The organism is Hymenobacter aerilatus (assembly GCF_022921095.1).
Classification (GTDB): Bacteria; Bacteroidota; Bacteroidia; order Cytophagales; family Hymenobacteraceae; genus Hymenobacter; species Hymenobacter aerilatus.
Window position 1 is genome coordinate 3,915,564 of sequence record NZ_CP095053.1, and the last position, 14,469, is coordinate 3,930,032.

Below are 14,469 nucleotides of genomic sequence, written 5' to 3' on the forward strand. Positions count from 1 at the left end.
ATGACACAACCTTTTCACTCCTACTCTACTGGCATAAAAAAGCCCTTACACCTGCATCAGTCTAAGGGCTTTTTTATGCCAATAGGGTTGCTCTTGCAAGACGAATGGCTTAGCTCGTCCGTAACCGGCGCGTCACGGCAACACCCTCAGCCACTTACCGAAGACACATATCCTTATTCCATGATTAATAGAATTTTTGTTAGTGAACTTCCTAGCTTTATGGCCCATAGCCCTATCATTTTACCTTAACTACTCGCTGTGCCTGCATTTATATCTCGCCCAATTTTACCTGCGTTCTTTGCTAGCTCCGGTTTACTACTTGCCTTAATTGGCTGCGGCTCCCGTCAGGAACGCGCCAACCCTGATGCTGCTTCTACGGCCAGCGTAGAACAAGTAACCTCTGCCCCACCACCCGTCGACTCGCTGCAACTAAAGCTGGAAGCCATGCGCCGCGACTCGCTCTGGGCCGACTCCGTGGCCCGCGTGAATGGGCAGCTGCCAGGCGCTATTCTGCCGGGGCACCGCATTGTGGCGTTCTACGGCAACATCCGGGCAAAAGGCATGGGCATTCTGGGCCGCGAGCCCAAGGAGCAAATGCTGCGCAAGTTCGACGGGGTGCTGAAGGAGTGGCAGGCCGCCGATACTACCCTACCCGTGATGCCGGCCCTGCATAGCGTGACCATCACGGCCCAGGGCGCGCCGGGCAAGGACGGTAAGTACCGCCTGATGAACTCCAAGGCCACCATCGAGGAAACCATGCGTTGGGCCAAGGAGCGCAACGCCATTCTGTTCCTGGATGTGCAGGTAGGCCTGAGCGACCTGGAGCACGAGCTGCCCAAGCTAGAGCCCTACCTCAAAGCCCCCACCGTGCACCTGGGCATCGACCCGGAGTTTGCCATGGCTACCAAGGGCGTGCGGCCGGGTAAGAAAATCGGCACCTACGATGCCAAGGATGTGAACTACGCCATCAAATTTCTCACGCGCATCGTGCGCGAAAACAAGCTGCCGCCCAAGATTCTGATGGTCCACCGCTTCACGCAGGGCATGCTCACGAACTACCAGAACATCAAGCTCGATCCGCACGTGCAGGTGGTGATGCATATGGATGGCTGGGGCAACCCCATCCTGAAAAAGGACTCTTACAAAGCCTACATCCAGAAGCAGCCCGTGCAGTACACCGGCTTCAAGCTCTTCTACGAGTACGACCCCCGCCCCGCTCCTCACCACATGATGACGCCTAAGGAGGTCCTAGCCGAGCTTACGCCGAAGCCACTGTACATTCAGTATCAATAAGTTTCGTTGAGCGACTGAGTGAGTTTGTAAAGTCGTGAAACAGAAAAAAGGCGTGTCATCCTGAGCAAAGCGAAGGACCTTCTGACAGTGGAACGAGTCGTTGTTACGATGGTCGTTCTTATTGTAATAAGGTCCTTCGCTTTGCTCAGGATGACACGCCTTTTTTTAACGCGTCCTCTTCAACGCGCCTTCTTCAAAATCCTCTCTTCACTACTCACTCGTTAGTGCGCTGCGTTCAGGTCTACTTTCTCGCCGGGCTTGGCGCGCTTGATGAACAGCACCAGAGGCACGCAGATGAGGAAGAAGCCGCCAATCATCAGGAAGATTTCGGCGTAGGTGATGATGGAGGTTTGCTTGATCAGGGTGCCTTCGAGGGCGGCGTAGGCCATTTGCTGGGCCTGTACCAGGTCGGCACCCTTGGCGCGGAAGTTGGCAATGAAGGCGTTCAGGCGGGTTGCCGTCTCGGGGTTGTACAGCGAGATGTGGGGCAGTAGCGCGTTGCGGTTCTGGAAAATAGCGCGTTCCAGATACGTACCTACCAAAGCTACCCCAAACGAGCCGCCTAGCTGCCGAATCATACCCGTAAGACCAGCCGCCTGCCCAGCATCCTTCCCGCTCAGACCCGCCAATGACATGGTGGTGATGGGTAGGAACAGCATGCTCAGGCCGAACCCACGCAGCATCAGCGGCCAGAAAAAGTCGCCCTCGCCGGCTGTGGGTGTGAGGCGCACACTCATCCAATAGGAGAAGATGAAGAAGACCAGGAAGCCCACCGGCAGGATAAACTTCTGCGAGATGCCCCGCTGAATCATTTTCCCCATCACAGGCATCATCAGACCCGATACAATGGCACCGGGCAACAGAATCAGGCCAGTCTGCTCAGCCGAAAAACCCAGAATGCGCTGGCAGAAAATGGGGAACACGAATACCGAGGCAAACAACCCGAAGCCCAGCACAAACGACAGAAACGCCCCAATAGAGAGGTTGCGGCTCTTGGTCAGCACGCGCAGATCCACGATGGGGTGCGTGGCCGTCATCTCGCGCACCACAAAGCCTACCAGGCCAACGATAGCCAGGACAGTACCTATCACGATGTAGGGAGTTTCAAACCACTCCTCCCGCTCGCCCTGCTCCAGCACCAGCTGCAAAGCCCCAATCCCGATAATCAACAGCGCAATACCTGCCCAGTCGATCTGGCGCAGGGGCCGCGGAATCGCATTCTTGATGCGCTCGGGGTCCCGGATGAACAGGATGGTGAAGATGCTGGCCAAGATGCCTACGGGTACGTTCACGTAGAAAATCCAGGGCCAGTCGTAGTTGTCTACAATCCAGCCACCCAGGGTAGGGCCGATGGTAGGGCCGATAATTACGCCCATGCCAAACAGCGCTTGGCCCAGGGCCAGCTCTTCGGGCGGAAACGTATCGACCAGGATAGCCTGCGAGGTAGCCATGAGGGCGCCGCCTCCTACTCCTTGAATGAAGCGGAAGGCCACCAGCTCCCAAATGTTGGTGCTCTGCCCGCAAGCCATGGAGGCAATGGTGAACAGAATAACGGAGGCGAGGTAGTAGTTTTTGCGCCCAAACTGCTCGGCCAGGAAGCCGGTCATCGGAATCACAATTACGTTGGCAATGGCGTAGCTTGCCACCACCCAGCTCACCTCCTGTTGCGTGGCCGAGAGGTTACCCATCATCTGGGTCAGGGCCACGTTCACGATACTGGTATCAATCAATTCCAGCAAGCAGCACATCACCACCGTAATGACAATGATCCACTTGGTAAATCCGGTTTCCATATATTGAAAGGGTAGGAAGGTAGGAGGGTATGGGGGTAGGAAGTAGAGATGGTACAGGAGAATTTAATATCTTCCTGTTTGAGGCTCAGGGAAAGCAACTATGTCATCTGGCAACCACTCCAACTTTGATTTTGCCGAGGAATTCCGGCAACGCACCAAATCCTTTGCCCTGCGAATAATGAAGTTGGTAGATCGGCTACCGGTTACACCTTCTTGCCGGGCAGCGGGTGCACAGCTGGTTCGATCGGGTACATCTGTTGCAGCTAATTACCGGGCAGCCTGTCGCGCCCGTTCCCACCGGGAATTTGTATCCAAACTGCACATTGCGCTCGAAGAAGCTGATGAATCCGTACTGTGGTTGGAGTTGTTGAATGAAGCAGGCAATCTGCCTGCGGGCAAACTAGATGAGTTGCTCCTAGAAGCAAAAGCTATATTGGCCATTATTGGCAAAGCCGAGAAAACCGCTCGGGATAAGAGTAAGGAAGGAGCAACAGAAAAAAGATTTTAGTCGCTAACCCTTCCTACCCTCTTACACCCATACCCTCCTACCCTATAAATCTATTTCACCGCTACCGTAGCAGTCACGCTCATGCCGGCGCGCAGGGGGTGTTCGGGGTCTACTTTATCGAGGGCGATTTTGACAGGTACGCGCTGCGTTACTTTCACAAAGTTGCCAGTCGAGTTGTCGGGGGGCAGCAGGGCGAAGCGGGCGCCCGTAGCCGCCGATAGTGACTCCACGTGGCCTTCAAACTCCTCGTTGGGGTAGGCATCTACCTCAATGTTCACCTTCTGGCCCACTTTCATGTTTTCCAGCTGGGTTTCCTTGAAGTTGGCTACCACCCAGGTACGGTCGCTGGCGACCAGGCCAAACAGCTGCTGGCCGGGTGCTACCACTTGGCCGGGCTGCACGTTCTTGCGGCTCACTACCCCATTGGCGGGCGCCGTGATGGTAGCGTAGCTCAGTTGCAGCTTGGCATTGTCGAGGTCGGCTTGGCGTTGCTTCACCACGGCTTGCGCCACGGCTACCTGCTGCTCGGCCGAGGCTACTTGCTGCCGGGCTACAGCTACCTGCTGCTCGGCGGTAGCGCGCTGGGCGGTAGTGGCTTGCAGGTTGGCTTGTACGGCATCATAATCGCTCTGCGGGATGATATCCTCCTTGCGCAGGAAGGTGCTGCGCTTCAGGTCTTTTTCGAGGCGGGCGCGGTTGGCCGAGCTTACCCCAATGGTAGCCTGGGCAGCGCGCACGTTGGCTTGCGCCGTGCCAATAGCCGTGCGAGCAGCCGTTACGTTGGCCTGAGCCGCAGCCAGAGCGGCCTCGGCGGCATTCACGCGCTGTTGGTAGTCGGCGGGGTCGAGGGTAACAACCACATCACCTTTTTTCACTACCTGGTTGTCGTCAATTTTCACGTCGAGCACGGGACCACCCACGCGCGGAATCACGGGGTACACGTCGCCCTCTACCTGGGCGTCGTCGGTTTCTTCGTGGGCCTGGCCAAACTGATAGCGCTGGTAGCCAAAATAGCCCCCCACCAGCAGTACCAATGCCAGAATGATAAAAATAATCGGGCGTCGCGAGCCGCTTTCCGGCTGCTCGCTGGTAGGCGTTACGACGGTGGCGTCTTGTTGAACAGAAGTTGCCATTAGAAAAGGGAGCTTAGAATGAGTAGTTGAATACGAGTTGGAAAAGGGTAGGCCGGGCTTTTAAGTAACTGGCCACCCCGGTATTTTTTAGGCCGATTGTCGGTATTCGTCAGCCTGACAGTTCTTTACGAGAAGCGTAGCGCAAGGTGCGGTACGCACGACGGCTTCGGCCGTGCTGCCCATCAAAAAGCGCGTGAGGCCGGTGCGGCCGTGCGCCCCAATCAGGATCAGGTCGGCGGGGTAGCGCCGGGCCTCCGCCACGATTTCCGTAGCCGCGTCGCCCTGCACAATGGTCGTGCTGACCGTTACGCCAGCCTGCTCCGCCTCTAGCCGGTAGCTGGCCAGTTGCAAGGCAATATCCAGGTCAAGCGGGCGCGACAACCCGGCCACGGGCAGCTCCGGCTGGGCCTCCAGCACGTGCAGCAGCCGCAGCTCGGCACCGGTGGCCGCCGCCAGCGTAGTAGCATACCGCACCAGCGGCGCCGAAGCAACCGAGAAATCAAGCGGACACAAAACAGTGGTGAGGGTCATCTGGTGGGATAGTGAGATGGTGAAATGGTGAGACAGTGAGATGGAGAGATAGTGAGTTTGACTTTCCGATGGCGCATATTGTGCAAGCAGCGCAGCCAGAACAGCAAACTCACCATCTCACTATTTCACCGCTTCCCAAATCTGCTCGCCAGTGGCACGGCGAAGCTGGTATTGGCCGATGGTGTAGTTGTAGATGGCTTGCAAGCGGGAGAGGCGCGACTGGGCCAGCTGCGTTTCAGCATCCAGCACGTCGAGGTTGTTGCCTACCCCGTAGCGGTAGCGCGATTTGGCGCGAGTGAGGGCGTCGGTGGCCTGTCCAATCTGCACCTGGGAGTTGTCGTAGCGGGCGGTGCTGGCCTGCATGTTGTTCACCGCTTGCAGCACATCGGCACGCACTTGCTCCTGCGTGTCCTGGGTGCGAGCCTGCGCCCCTTTCACGGCCGACTGCGCACCTACGCGCTGCGTTTTATTGCGGTTGCCATCGTAGATGGGCACGTTCAGCTGCGCGCCCAACACCGTATTGAAGCGCATCCGCTCGATATTAGGTAGAATGTACCCGTTTTTGGCGCCCGCCTGGCCCAGCACGTTCAGGCTGGGGCGGTTGCTGGCTTCCACTACGCGCTGCTGGGCAATGGCGGTTTGCTCGGCGTCTTTGGCCAGCTTCACTTCGGGGCGGTTTTCGGAACCGGCCGCCAAAGCCGCCGCCACGTCTACGGCCTGCGGGTTGTATTCGAAGCGGCCACGCACCGGCACTACCTCACTCTCGGGGCGGTGCAGCAGCCGGGCTAGCTGCACTTCCTGGTTTTGCAGTTGGTTTTGCAGATCAATTTTGGTGTTCTGCGCCTGCGCAATGCGCACTTTGGTGGTCGTCACGTCGAAGCTGGTGCTTACGCCTCCTTCCACGCGCTTTTCCATTTCGCGCTGGTGTTGCAGCAGCGAGGCAATCTGAGCATCCTGCACCCGAATCGCCTCACGGGCAAACAGAATACCGTAGTAGCTTTGGGCCGCTGAGAAAGCCAGGTCGCGCCGCGTAACGGCAATCTGGTCGGTAGCCGACGCAATGCGGCTTCTCGACAGATCAATGTTGGCGCGCGTGCGACCCATATCCAGTACCGTGTACTGAGCAGCCACGTGCACGTCGTAGTTGTTGTTGGGCGCAAATTGCAGCACCTGGCCATCGAAGGGCAGCTTCACTACCGGATCGATGCGGGTGTAGCTGGCGTTACCATTCACCACCGGTTTCAGGTAGGTGCGGGTTTCGGCCAGACTAGCCTGTGCCCGGTTCACTTCCTCCTGCAACGCATTGATGGAAGGGTTGGCATCCAGCACCGAGCGGATAGTGGTTTCCAGCGACAGTGAGTCGCCGGCAACAGCGGTAGATATAGGTACCTGCGCATAAGCGGCGCTACCTACCAGCAACCCTAAGGTTGTGAGGAACGGCGCGGCAAAGGTTGGTCGGAGATGCATAAGAAAACAGCGTATGGATGCTGCTCCCTATCCGAAAGATGTGCCAAGCCATTCTACCTTTCACAATGCCCTCCAAAAACTGCTTTATTTGCCCATAAACGGGATTTTTGCATAAAATATGCCGTGCCAATACGCAGATAAGCCACCTCTGTTTTCCCTATATTTCAGGAATACCTTATTTTTATTTCCTCATATATAAGGAAATGTCAGCCGTTATTTTGTTGTTGCTTCGGTTATTTCCCCCTCCATCATGCCCCAGCCCAACAGTCAGGATGAGTCGTTGCTGCTCTACCTCAACGATGCTATTGCTACCACGCGCAGCAAGGAAGCGCTGTTTCAGACCGTCACGGAAAAGCTGCGGCTGATTTTTCCGTTCGACGCTATTACCATCATCACCCTCGACAACGAGCAGCAGTATCGGCGCGTGTTTCTGCGCGACTACCTAGGTGAGATGCTACCTGCTGTGCCTCATGCCAGCAAGTCCATTCCGGGTTCGCCTATTGCCGAGTTTGTAAGCAGTTCTACCCAGCTCCGGCAATACGACCTATCGGAGCTGTTGCCACGCTACAACAACTACGAGCCGCTGGCTCAGATGTTGAAAAAAGGCCTACGCTACTTTACGGTGGTACCGCTGCGCACGGGCGGACGGCTGATTGGGCTGCTGTCGTTGGTGGCGCGGCGCCATCCTGCCTTCTCGCCCGAGGATGTTTCGCTGCTCGAAAAGATTGGCAGCCTGGTGGCAGTCGCCGTCAATAACACCCTGGCGTTTGAGGACGTGGCGCGGCGGGAACAGGAGAAAAGTATGCAGCTGGCGCTTACCAATGCCCTACTAACCATTAAGGAGCGGGGGGAGCTGTTTCAGCGTATTGCCACCGAAATAGACCGCGTGGTACCGTGCACCTACTTCGGTGTGCGCGTGCAGGAAGCCGATGGTCCGATTCAGGCATTTGCTGAGTTCATGAAGCAACCCGACGGCACCTTCCTCCCCACCGACCCTACCCGCTGGGACTACCTACCCGATTACGCTCAGCTGCAACAGCAAATTGCGCCGCTGTTCTCCAAGCCAGGCGTGTATGCCGGGGCTGAGTTTCAGGCCATGGCGGCGCGCTACCCGCTGCTACGCCACATTTGGGAGCAGCGCGGCACCCGTGCTATTTTATGCATGCCGCTTTGGGTGCGGGAAGATCTAAGCGCTACCCTCATCTTATCAACCAAACAACAGGAAGACTCGCTCTCGGAGGATGACTTGCAGCTGATTCGGCTGCTGGTGCCCCAACTCACGCTGGCCATCCAAAACGTGTTTGCCTTCGAGCAGATTGAGCACCTGCGCGCCCAGTTGGAGCGGGAGCGTACCTACCTCATCGACGAGATTAACACCACCGCCGCCGCTCGCTTTGCCGATTTTGTGGGCGGCAGCGAGGCCATGCAGGGCGTATTTCAGCGCATCATGCAGGTAGCCCCCACCGACTCTACTGTGTTGGTAACCGGCGAAACCGGCACCGGCAAGGAGCTGGTGGCGCGCGCCGTGCACCAACAGAGCCCGCGCCGGGCACGGGCGCTGGTGAAGGTGAACTGCGCCGCCCTACCCGCCCAGCTGATTGAGAGCGAGCTGTTTGGCCACGAAAAAGGCGCTTTCACGGGCGCCATAGACCGGCGCATCGGCAAGTTTGAGGTGGCCGACGGAGGGAGCATTTTTCTGGATGAGGTAGGCGAGCTGCCCTTGGATTTGCAAGCCAAACTGCTGCGGGTGTTGCAAGAAAAGGAGTTTGAGCGCCTGGGCGGCCAGCGGGTACTGAAAGCCGATGTGCGCGTGATTGCGGCTACCAACCGCATGCTGGAAGACGAGGTAGCCGCCGGCCGATTCCGCGCTGACCTTTACTACCGTCTCAATGTGTTTCCGGTGCGCCTACCCGCTCTGCGCGAGCGGCCTGAGGATATTGAGCCCCTGATGCGCCACTTTTTAGAGCGCTTCACCAAGCAGATGGGCAAGCCCGTGCGCGGCCTGCGCGAACAGGATTTGCGGGCCTTGCAGACGTACTCCTGGCCCGGCAACGTGCGCGAGTTGGAGCACGTGGTAGAGCAGGCCGTGATTGTATCCAGCGGGCCCTTTCTGGATTTTGGCGGCTTTGCAACGATCCTGCACCCCACCGCGCCCGATGCCGTGCCCCCACCCCCTGTCAGCGGCCAACCCCTCAAGACCCTGAAAGACCAGGAGCGCGACCATATCCTGGCGGCGCTGCACCACACCGGTGGCCGCGTGAGTGGCCCCAGCGGTGCGGCCATACTCCTCGACATCAACCCCAAAACCCTGGAAGCCCGCATGAAGAAGCTGGGCATTCGGCGCACGGTGGGGGTAGGGTAGGGCAGCGTGCCGCACACCTGTTTTGCCGATTATCCGTAGAAGAACTTCGCCTTTTCACCTGCTTTAGCCACAAGACGCATGCGTAAACCTTACTTCCCGCTGGGCGACTGGCGCCGCAACCTATTGCTGACGGCCGCTGCCGCTAGCCTGGGCCTGGCCCTGCCCGCTTGCTCCGGCAACACAGAATCGGACCGCGCCACCACCGAAACCGGCAGCTGGGACAATGCCGCCGACTCCTACTCCCAAGGCGTTATCACGGAGCTAACCGAGGTGCAGCCCGACAAGTGGCAGATTACCGCCGAGCGCCCGGCCGGCAAAGAAGAAGTAGCAGCTATTCTCAAGCACTTCGACGGAAAAGTAGACACCCTACAAGGCCAGGCCCTACAGCAGCAGATGCGCCAATACAGCCAGCAACACCCCGAAAACCAGACGGTGAGCAGCGGCGGCGGTGGCCTCATGAACATTCTGATGTGGAGTAGCTTGGGCTACATGGCCGGACGGTTTCTCACGCCTCAGCCCGCTGCGTACGCCAATCCTGGAGTGTTGCAGCAAAACCGGGGCTGGCGTAGCCAGGTAGCACGAGAGCGTGACCAGGGCCGCAGTTTTTTCGGGCGGGGCTTTAGCGGCACGCGCACGGCCATAGGCAACAGCGGCATTCGGCCCAGCAGCAGCGTAGTGCGCTCTACGGGTACCAGTGGGCGCAGCAACATACGCACAAGTGCCCCTTCGGGCCGGAGTTCTGGCTTTGGCAGCCGTGGCTACGGCGGCCGCGGGTTTGGTGGGTAGGCGAGCCGCTTCCCTCATTTCTCCCTGTTTCCTACCCTCTATATATGCCTACTATTCATACGGTGCCGCTTGCCGGTAACATTGCCCCTACCCTGCACGACTTAGGCTGGGACTGGGCCGTGGAAGACGTGTGCCAACACTACGTAGCGCAAGAAGCTGTGCAGCTCCCAGAGGAGCAGGCCGATGCCCTGCTAGAAGCCGCCGACACGCTCTACGACATGCTGGTGCAAGCCATACCCGACGAGCTGCCCGACGACTTTTTGCGGCGCCTAGCTATTCCGGAGGTGCTGTGGGGCGCCGTAAGGCACTCCTGGTCCGATGACCGTCACTGGCACCTCTACGGCCGCTTCGACCTGGCCCAAACGCCCGACGGCCCCAAACTCCTCGAGTTCAACGCCGATACGGCTACTAGCCTACCCGAGGCCGCCGTGGTGCAGTGGGCCAGCCTGGTAGCGGCTGGCCTCAGCGAGGAAGACCGCCAGGCCAATGGCTTGTTTGAGTGTTTGCAGAATCAGCTCACACACTGGCTGGAGCTGAACGACGACCTAACCCCTACCCTCCTGCTGGTGCACTTGCCGGGCAGTGAGGAAGATGCTGCCAATTGCGCCGTGGTAGCCGAGGCTGCGCTGGCCGCCGGTTTCGAGCTGGCCCACTCTTGCGAAGCCGATGCCATGACGGTTTCCGTAGCCGGTGCCGACCGTGGCGCCTGGGCCGAGGTAGAACCCGGCCAGTGGCAAAAGTTTGATTTCGTGTTTAAGCTGGTGCCCTGGGAAATCTTGGCTGAAGAAGAACCGGAGCTGACCACCGACCTCACCCAGATTATGCAGTCGCGGGATGTGGTGGTGGCCAACCCCGCCTATTCCCTCCTTTTCCAGAGTAAAGCGATGCTGGCTTGGCTGTGGCAGGAGTTTCCGCACCACCCGCTGCTGCTGGAAGCTTCGTTTGAGGAGCTAGCTGGCCACAGCGTGCGCAAGCCGGTATTTGGGCGCGAGGGGCAGAACGTAACGGAACTGAGCGCCGGCCAACCCGGCCAGACAATAGAAGGCGACTTCGCCCAGCAGCCCCAGATATACCAACGCTACGCCGCCCTACCCCAGGATGAGCAGGGACGCTACTATCAAGCAGGCGTGTTCTGGGCCGGCCAGGGCTGCGCCATCGGCTACCGCCGCGACACCGGTTTCATGACCAACCTTTCTGAGTTTGTGCCTCATGTATTAGTATAAGAAGCTAGTTGCGCTACTTAGTACAAAAGGGCCCTGACTCACATAGTCAGGGCCCTTTTGCTACTCGCCGGGGTAGTGCACGCCTAGCTGTTGCCGGATGTCATCGAGCGTTGCTATCAGCTTTTCGCTGAACGCCAGCGGCACTAATGGGCTTTCCGTGAGGCCCTGCGCTAGGCACTCCTGCACGTGCTGAGCTTCGTGGCGGTAGCCGTAGCCGGCCTCCTCGAAGTGGAAATCTTGTGGCTCCTCGCCGGTGCGGTGCAGCGTGATGCGCTGGGCGTGATGAAACTTGTGGTGGAGGTGCAGCTTGCCCTCGGTGCCGTAAATAGTGCAGGTAGTATCGGTGGTGGCGGCCAAGGTAGAGTAAAGGCTGGCTGTGGCCCCGCTAGGGTAGGCCAGCGCCATACTACACGTCAGGTCAACGCCCGTTTCGGTAAGGGCGCCTACGGCTTTCACCTGGGTAGGCTCGCCTAGAAAAAACTTGCTGAAGAACACCGGATAAATGCCAATATCCAGCAACGAACCGCCTGCCAGCCCTGGGTCAAACAAGCGACTGGCCGGATTATACTCGGCCGCAAAGCCAAAATCGGCTACTATGTGCACGGGGCGACCGATGGCGCCGGCCCCTACCAGCTCCAGAGCTTTATGAGTGGCGGGCATGAAGCGCGTCCAGAGAGCTTCCATCAGAAACACCTGCTTTTCGCGGGCCACGGCTACCATTTCGGCTACCTCGGCGGCATTGCGGGCAAAGGCTTTTTCGCAGAGCACGGCCACGCCGGCCCGCAGGCACAGCAGCGTGTGCGCGTGGTGCTCGGAGTGCGGGGTAGCCACGTACACGGCATCCAGATCGGGCAGTTGCACCAGTTCTTCGTAGCTACCGAAAGCGTGCGGCGCGTTGTATTGCGCGGCAAACTGTTGCGCTTTCTCTAAAGTGCGCGAGGCCACGGCGTGCAGACGGGCGCCCGGCACCAGGGCTAGGTCTTGGGCAAACTTGTGGGCAATCTTGCCAGGGCCAATGATGCCCCAATTCGTGTTTTTCATAAGATGCGGATTCGGGAACGATGCGCCCGCGTAGAAGTACGCAAACAGTATACAGAAGGTCTTGAGGAAGCAAGAAGGGTATTGCTAGCGGATATCAAAAAGCCCACTGCTCTTGTGTCACGTGTGCTTCCTGATTACTACAGTAAACTACATAGCCGAGCCCTCTCCCCTTTTCACCGGAAATCGGCCTTACTGGCAGCACCGCTTAGCCTACCCCCGCAAAGTTGCTCAACCCGTCCCATTGATCCAGCCGCAACCTTTCCTGTCAACTATTCCGTTAGCTTTACACACTTCACCACCATGCGGTAAGCTCCTGACTGCATTCACCCTATGTACACCCCACCGCCTTCGCACCACGAGCAGCGCCACGACGATGACGCAGCCTTGTGGCAGGCGTTTCGGGCGGGGCAGCAGGAGGCATTGGGAGCGTTGTTTGACCGATACGCCCAACAGCTCTTTGCCTACGGTCACCACCTGGCGCACGACGCGGAAGTGGTGAAAGATGCCATCCAAACCGTGTTTGTACACCTCTGGATACGGCGCGACCACCTGGGCGACGTCACAACGGTGAAGTTTTACCTCTACCGCAGCCTCAAAAACGAGCTACTGCGGGTAGCCGGCACGGCCCGTGCAGCAAAAGAGCGGGTTGTGGAAAACTACGAGCCTTCCATTGAGCAGACGTTGGTTGATACCGAGGAGGAGCACCAGCGCGCCGTGCGCCTGCGGCTGTCGTTGGCGCAGCTGTCGGGTAGGGAGAAAGAGATTATCAACCTGAAATACTTCAGCAACTTCAAGATTCGGGAAATTGCGACCATGCTGCAACTCAGCGAGCAAACCGTGGCGAATCTGTTGTCGCGGGCGCTCAAAAAGCTGCGGCAGTCGTTGCTGGTGAGTGTGCTGCTGTGGCTGCTGGGGTAGTAGGGTGTTTGCTATTTATTGTCATCCTCTTTTCCACCTGTCATCCTGAGCGCAGCGAAGACCTTGTCACGCATGAACGACTGTCATAGCAACGGCTCGTTCATGCGTGAGAAGGTCCTTCGCTGCGCTCAGGATGACATAGCTATTTTTTATTGCGATTATAATCATCTATAGATCGGATGTATAAATTAAAAATAACGCTCTAACAAAAAATATTTCTCGATAACGTAGTAGTAAACCTCTAATAGTCCCTCTTCTATATACTACCACCTACCCCCATGCCCGACTACCTACAGTTCTGCGCCGAAGAGTTTGCCCAAGACGAGTTTTTCGTTCGTTGGGTGCTGCGGCCCGATGCAGAGACGGAGGCGTTCTGGCAGCAGTGGCTCTCCACGTTTGCGTTCCGGCGCGATGAGGTAGAGGCGGCGCGCCAGTTAATATTGGGGCTGCACCAGTTGCCTCAGGCCAGGCTGTCGTCGGCGGAGAAGATGGCGTTGCGCCAGCGCATCTTTGCGGAGATAGAAACCGCGGGCACAGAAGCCAAAGAAGTTGCTGTGCCAGCCGCGCACCATCGGTGGCTGGTTCCTACCTGGCAATGGGTGGCGGCGGCCAGCGTGTTGCTGTTCCTGCTGGGGGTTGGGCAGTTGTGGCAGTTGCAGCAGCCTACTTCCGTACCGGGCTATCGGGCCCTGCTGGCGCAGGCCCGGCGCGACGTTGGCACCCTGCGCGACATCGACAACCCCTCGATGGCCACTCGCTTAGTATCGCTACCTGATGGCAGCTCCGTGCTACTAAGGCCGCACAGTAGGCTAGCGTTTCCGGCGCGTTTTGTGGGCGCTACCCGCCCGGTGTATCTGGAGGGGAGTGCCTTCTTTGAGGTAGCGAAAGACCCACAGAAGCCTTTTTTTGTGAACACCACCGCGCTGGTAACCAAGGTACTAGGCACCAGCTTCGAGGTACAGGCACCGGCCAAGTCGCCCCGCGTGGTGGTGACGGTGAAAACCGGGCGCGTATCGGTGTATCCGCAGGGTGGGGAGCAAGCCCAGCAGCAGGCCCGCACACCGCGGCTGGAAGGCCTAGTGCTGACGCCCAACCAGCAGGCTACCTACGGCCTTGCCGACCATCAGCTTACGCGCACGCTGCTGGCACAACCTGCCCTGGCGGGCGGCGCAGCCGCTGTATTTGAGTACGAGGAAACGCCTATCCGCGAAGTATTTGCGCAGCTGGAAGAGGCCTACGGCGTGTCCATTGTGTATGATAAGGCTGCCCTGGGCAACTGCCCGCTCACGGCGTCCTTCACCGACGAGCCTCTTTTTGAAAAGCTCCGCCTGATCTGCAAAGCAGTGCGTGTCCGCTACGAGGTACTGGACGCCCGGATTGTAGTGACGGGGCCGGGTTGCCAATAACACCGTTT

The 14,469-nt window shown here is 58.4% G+C and carries 12 protein-coding genes; 7 read left to right on the top strand and 5 right to left on the bottom strand.

Going from position 1 to position 14,469, the window contains the following annotated elements:
- The first annotated feature begins 258 nt into the window (after positions 1-258).
- A complete protein-coding gene (locus tag MUN82_RS16415) occupies positions 259-1,293 on the top strand; it encodes a hypothetical protein (RefSeq protein WP_245092193.1) in 1,035 nt (344 codons plus the stop codon).
- 221 nt (positions 1,294-1,514) lie between these two features.
- On the opposite strand, the gene MUN82_RS16420 is transcribed toward MUN82_RS16415, so the two are convergent.
- The gene (locus MUN82_RS16420; protein ID WP_245092194.1) at positions 1,515-3,086 is read right to left on the bottom strand and encodes a DHA2 family efflux MFS transporter permease subunit; all 1,572 of its coding nucleotides are present in this window, start codon (positions 3,084-3,086) and stop codon (positions 1,515-1,517) included.
- Positions 3,087-3,186: 100 nt separating this feature from the next.
- Between MUN82_RS16420 and MUN82_RS16425 the strand changes: the two genes are divergently transcribed.
- Entirely contained in the window at positions 3,187-3,594 is a 408-nt protein-coding gene (locus MUN82_RS16425; protein WP_245092195.1) for a four helix bundle protein, read from the top strand.
- Positions 3,595-3,644: 50 nt separating this feature from the next.
- Here the strand turns inward: MUN82_RS16425 and MUN82_RS16430 are convergent, their stop codons facing one another.
- From MUN82_RS16430 to MUN82_RS16440, 3 genes are all read right to left on the bottom strand, one after another.
- Complete coding sequence (locus MUN82_RS16430; protein WP_245092196.1) at positions 3,645-4,727, bottom strand: HlyD family secretion protein; 1,083 nt, start codon at positions 4,725-4,727, stop codon at positions 3,645-3,647.
- A gap of 87 nt (positions 4,728-4,814) precedes the next feature.
- On the bottom strand, positions 4,815-5,258 hold the full coding sequence (locus tag MUN82_RS16435) for a universal stress protein (RefSeq protein WP_245092198.1): 444 nt from the start codon (positions 5,256-5,258) through the stop codon (positions 4,815-4,817).
- Positions 5,259-5,378: 120 nt separating this feature from the next.
- A complete protein-coding gene (locus tag MUN82_RS16440) occupies positions 5,379-6,725 on the bottom strand; it encodes a TolC family protein (RefSeq protein WP_245092200.1) in 1,347 nt (448 codons plus the stop codon).
- A gap of 250 nt (positions 6,726-6,975) precedes the next feature.
- Between MUN82_RS16440 and MUN82_RS16445 the strand changes: the two genes are divergently transcribed.
- The 3 genes from MUN82_RS16445 to MUN82_RS16455 all read left to right on the top strand — a co-directional run bounded on the left by MUN82_RS16445 (position 6,976) and on the right by MUN82_RS16455 (position 11,096).
- Positions 6,976-9,087, top strand: coding sequence for a sigma-54-dependent Fis family transcriptional regulator (locus MUN82_RS16445; RefSeq protein ID WP_245092201.1), 2,112 nt, complete (start codon positions 6,976-6,978; stop codon positions 9,085-9,087).
- 78 nt (positions 9,088-9,165) lie between these two features.
- Complete coding sequence (locus tag MUN82_RS16450; protein WP_245092203.1) at positions 9,166-9,873, top strand: Cj0371 family chemotaxis-regulating polar lipoprotein; 708 nt, start codon at positions 9,166-9,168, stop codon at positions 9,871-9,873.
- 44 nt (positions 9,874-9,917) lie between these two features.
- A complete protein-coding gene (locus MUN82_RS16455; protein WP_245092205.1) occupies positions 9,918-11,096 on the top strand; it encodes a glutathionylspermidine synthase family protein in 1,179 nt (392 codons plus the stop codon).
- Positions 11,097-11,156: 60 nt separating this feature from the next.
- Here MUN82_RS16455 and MUN82_RS16460 read toward each other — a convergent pair whose 3' ends face one another.
- The gene (locus MUN82_RS16460; RefSeq protein ID WP_245092207.1) at positions 11,157-12,137 is read right to left on the bottom strand and encodes a Gfo/Idh/MocA family protein; all 981 of its coding nucleotides are present in this window, start codon (positions 12,135-12,137) and stop codon (positions 11,157-11,159) included.
- A gap of 330 nt (positions 12,138-12,467) precedes the next feature.
- Between MUN82_RS16460 and MUN82_RS16465 the strand changes: the two genes are divergently transcribed.
- Together MUN82_RS16465 and MUN82_RS16470 are read left to right on the top strand one after the other, a co-directional pair.
- The gene (locus tag MUN82_RS16465) at positions 12,468-13,055 is read left to right on the top strand and encodes an RNA polymerase sigma factor (protein WP_245092209.1); all 588 of its coding nucleotides are present in this window, start codon (positions 12,468-12,470) and stop codon (positions 13,053-13,055) included.
- Between the two features lie 278 nt (positions 13,056-13,333).
- Entirely contained in the window at positions 13,334-14,461 is a 1,128-nt protein-coding gene (locus MUN82_RS16470) for a FecR family protein (RefSeq protein ID WP_245092211.1), read from the top strand.
- The last annotated feature ends 8 nt before the right edge of the window (positions 14,462-14,469 follow it).

Coding starts and splice junctions, on each gene's coding strand:
- MUN82_RS16420 (WP_245092194.1), bottom strand. CDS start 3,086: ATGGAAACCGGATTTACCAAGTGGATCATTGTCATTACGGTGGTGATG.
- MUN82_RS16465 (WP_245092209.1), top strand. CDS start 12,468: ATGTACACCCCACCGCCTTCGCACCACGAGCAGCGCCACGACGATGAC.
- MUN82_RS16450 (WP_245092203.1), top strand. CDS start 9,166: ATGCGTAAACCTTACTTCCCGCTGGGCGACTGGCGCCGCAACCTATTG.
- MUN82_RS16470 (WP_245092211.1), top strand. CDS start 13,334: ATGCCCGACTACCTACAGTTCTGCGCCGAAGAGTTTGCCCAAGACGAG.
- MUN82_RS16455 (WP_245092205.1), top strand. CDS start 9,918: ATGCCTACTATTCATACGGTGCCGCTTGCCGGTAACATTGCCCCTACC.
- MUN82_RS16445 (WP_245092201.1), top strand. CDS start 6,976: ATGCCCCAGCCCAACAGTCAGGATGAGTCGTTGCTGCTCTACCTCAAC.
- MUN82_RS16460 (WP_245092207.1), bottom strand. CDS start 12,137: ATGAAAAACACGAATTGGGGCATCATTGGCCCTGGCAAGATTGCCCAC.
- MUN82_RS16435 (WP_245092198.1), bottom strand. CDS start 5,258: ATGACCCTCACCACTGTTTTGTGTCCGCTTGATTTCTCGGTTGCTTCG.
- MUN82_RS16440 (WP_245092200.1), bottom strand. CDS start 6,725: ATGCATCTCCGACCAACCTTTGCCGCGCCGTTCCTCACAACCTTAGGG.
- MUN82_RS16430 (WP_245092196.1), bottom strand. CDS start 4,727: ATGGCAACTTCTGTTCAACAAGACGCCACCGTCGTAACGCCTACCAGC.
- MUN82_RS16425 (WP_245092195.1), top strand. CDS start 3,187: ATGTCATCTGGCAACCACTCCAACTTTGATTTTGCCGAGGAATTCCGG.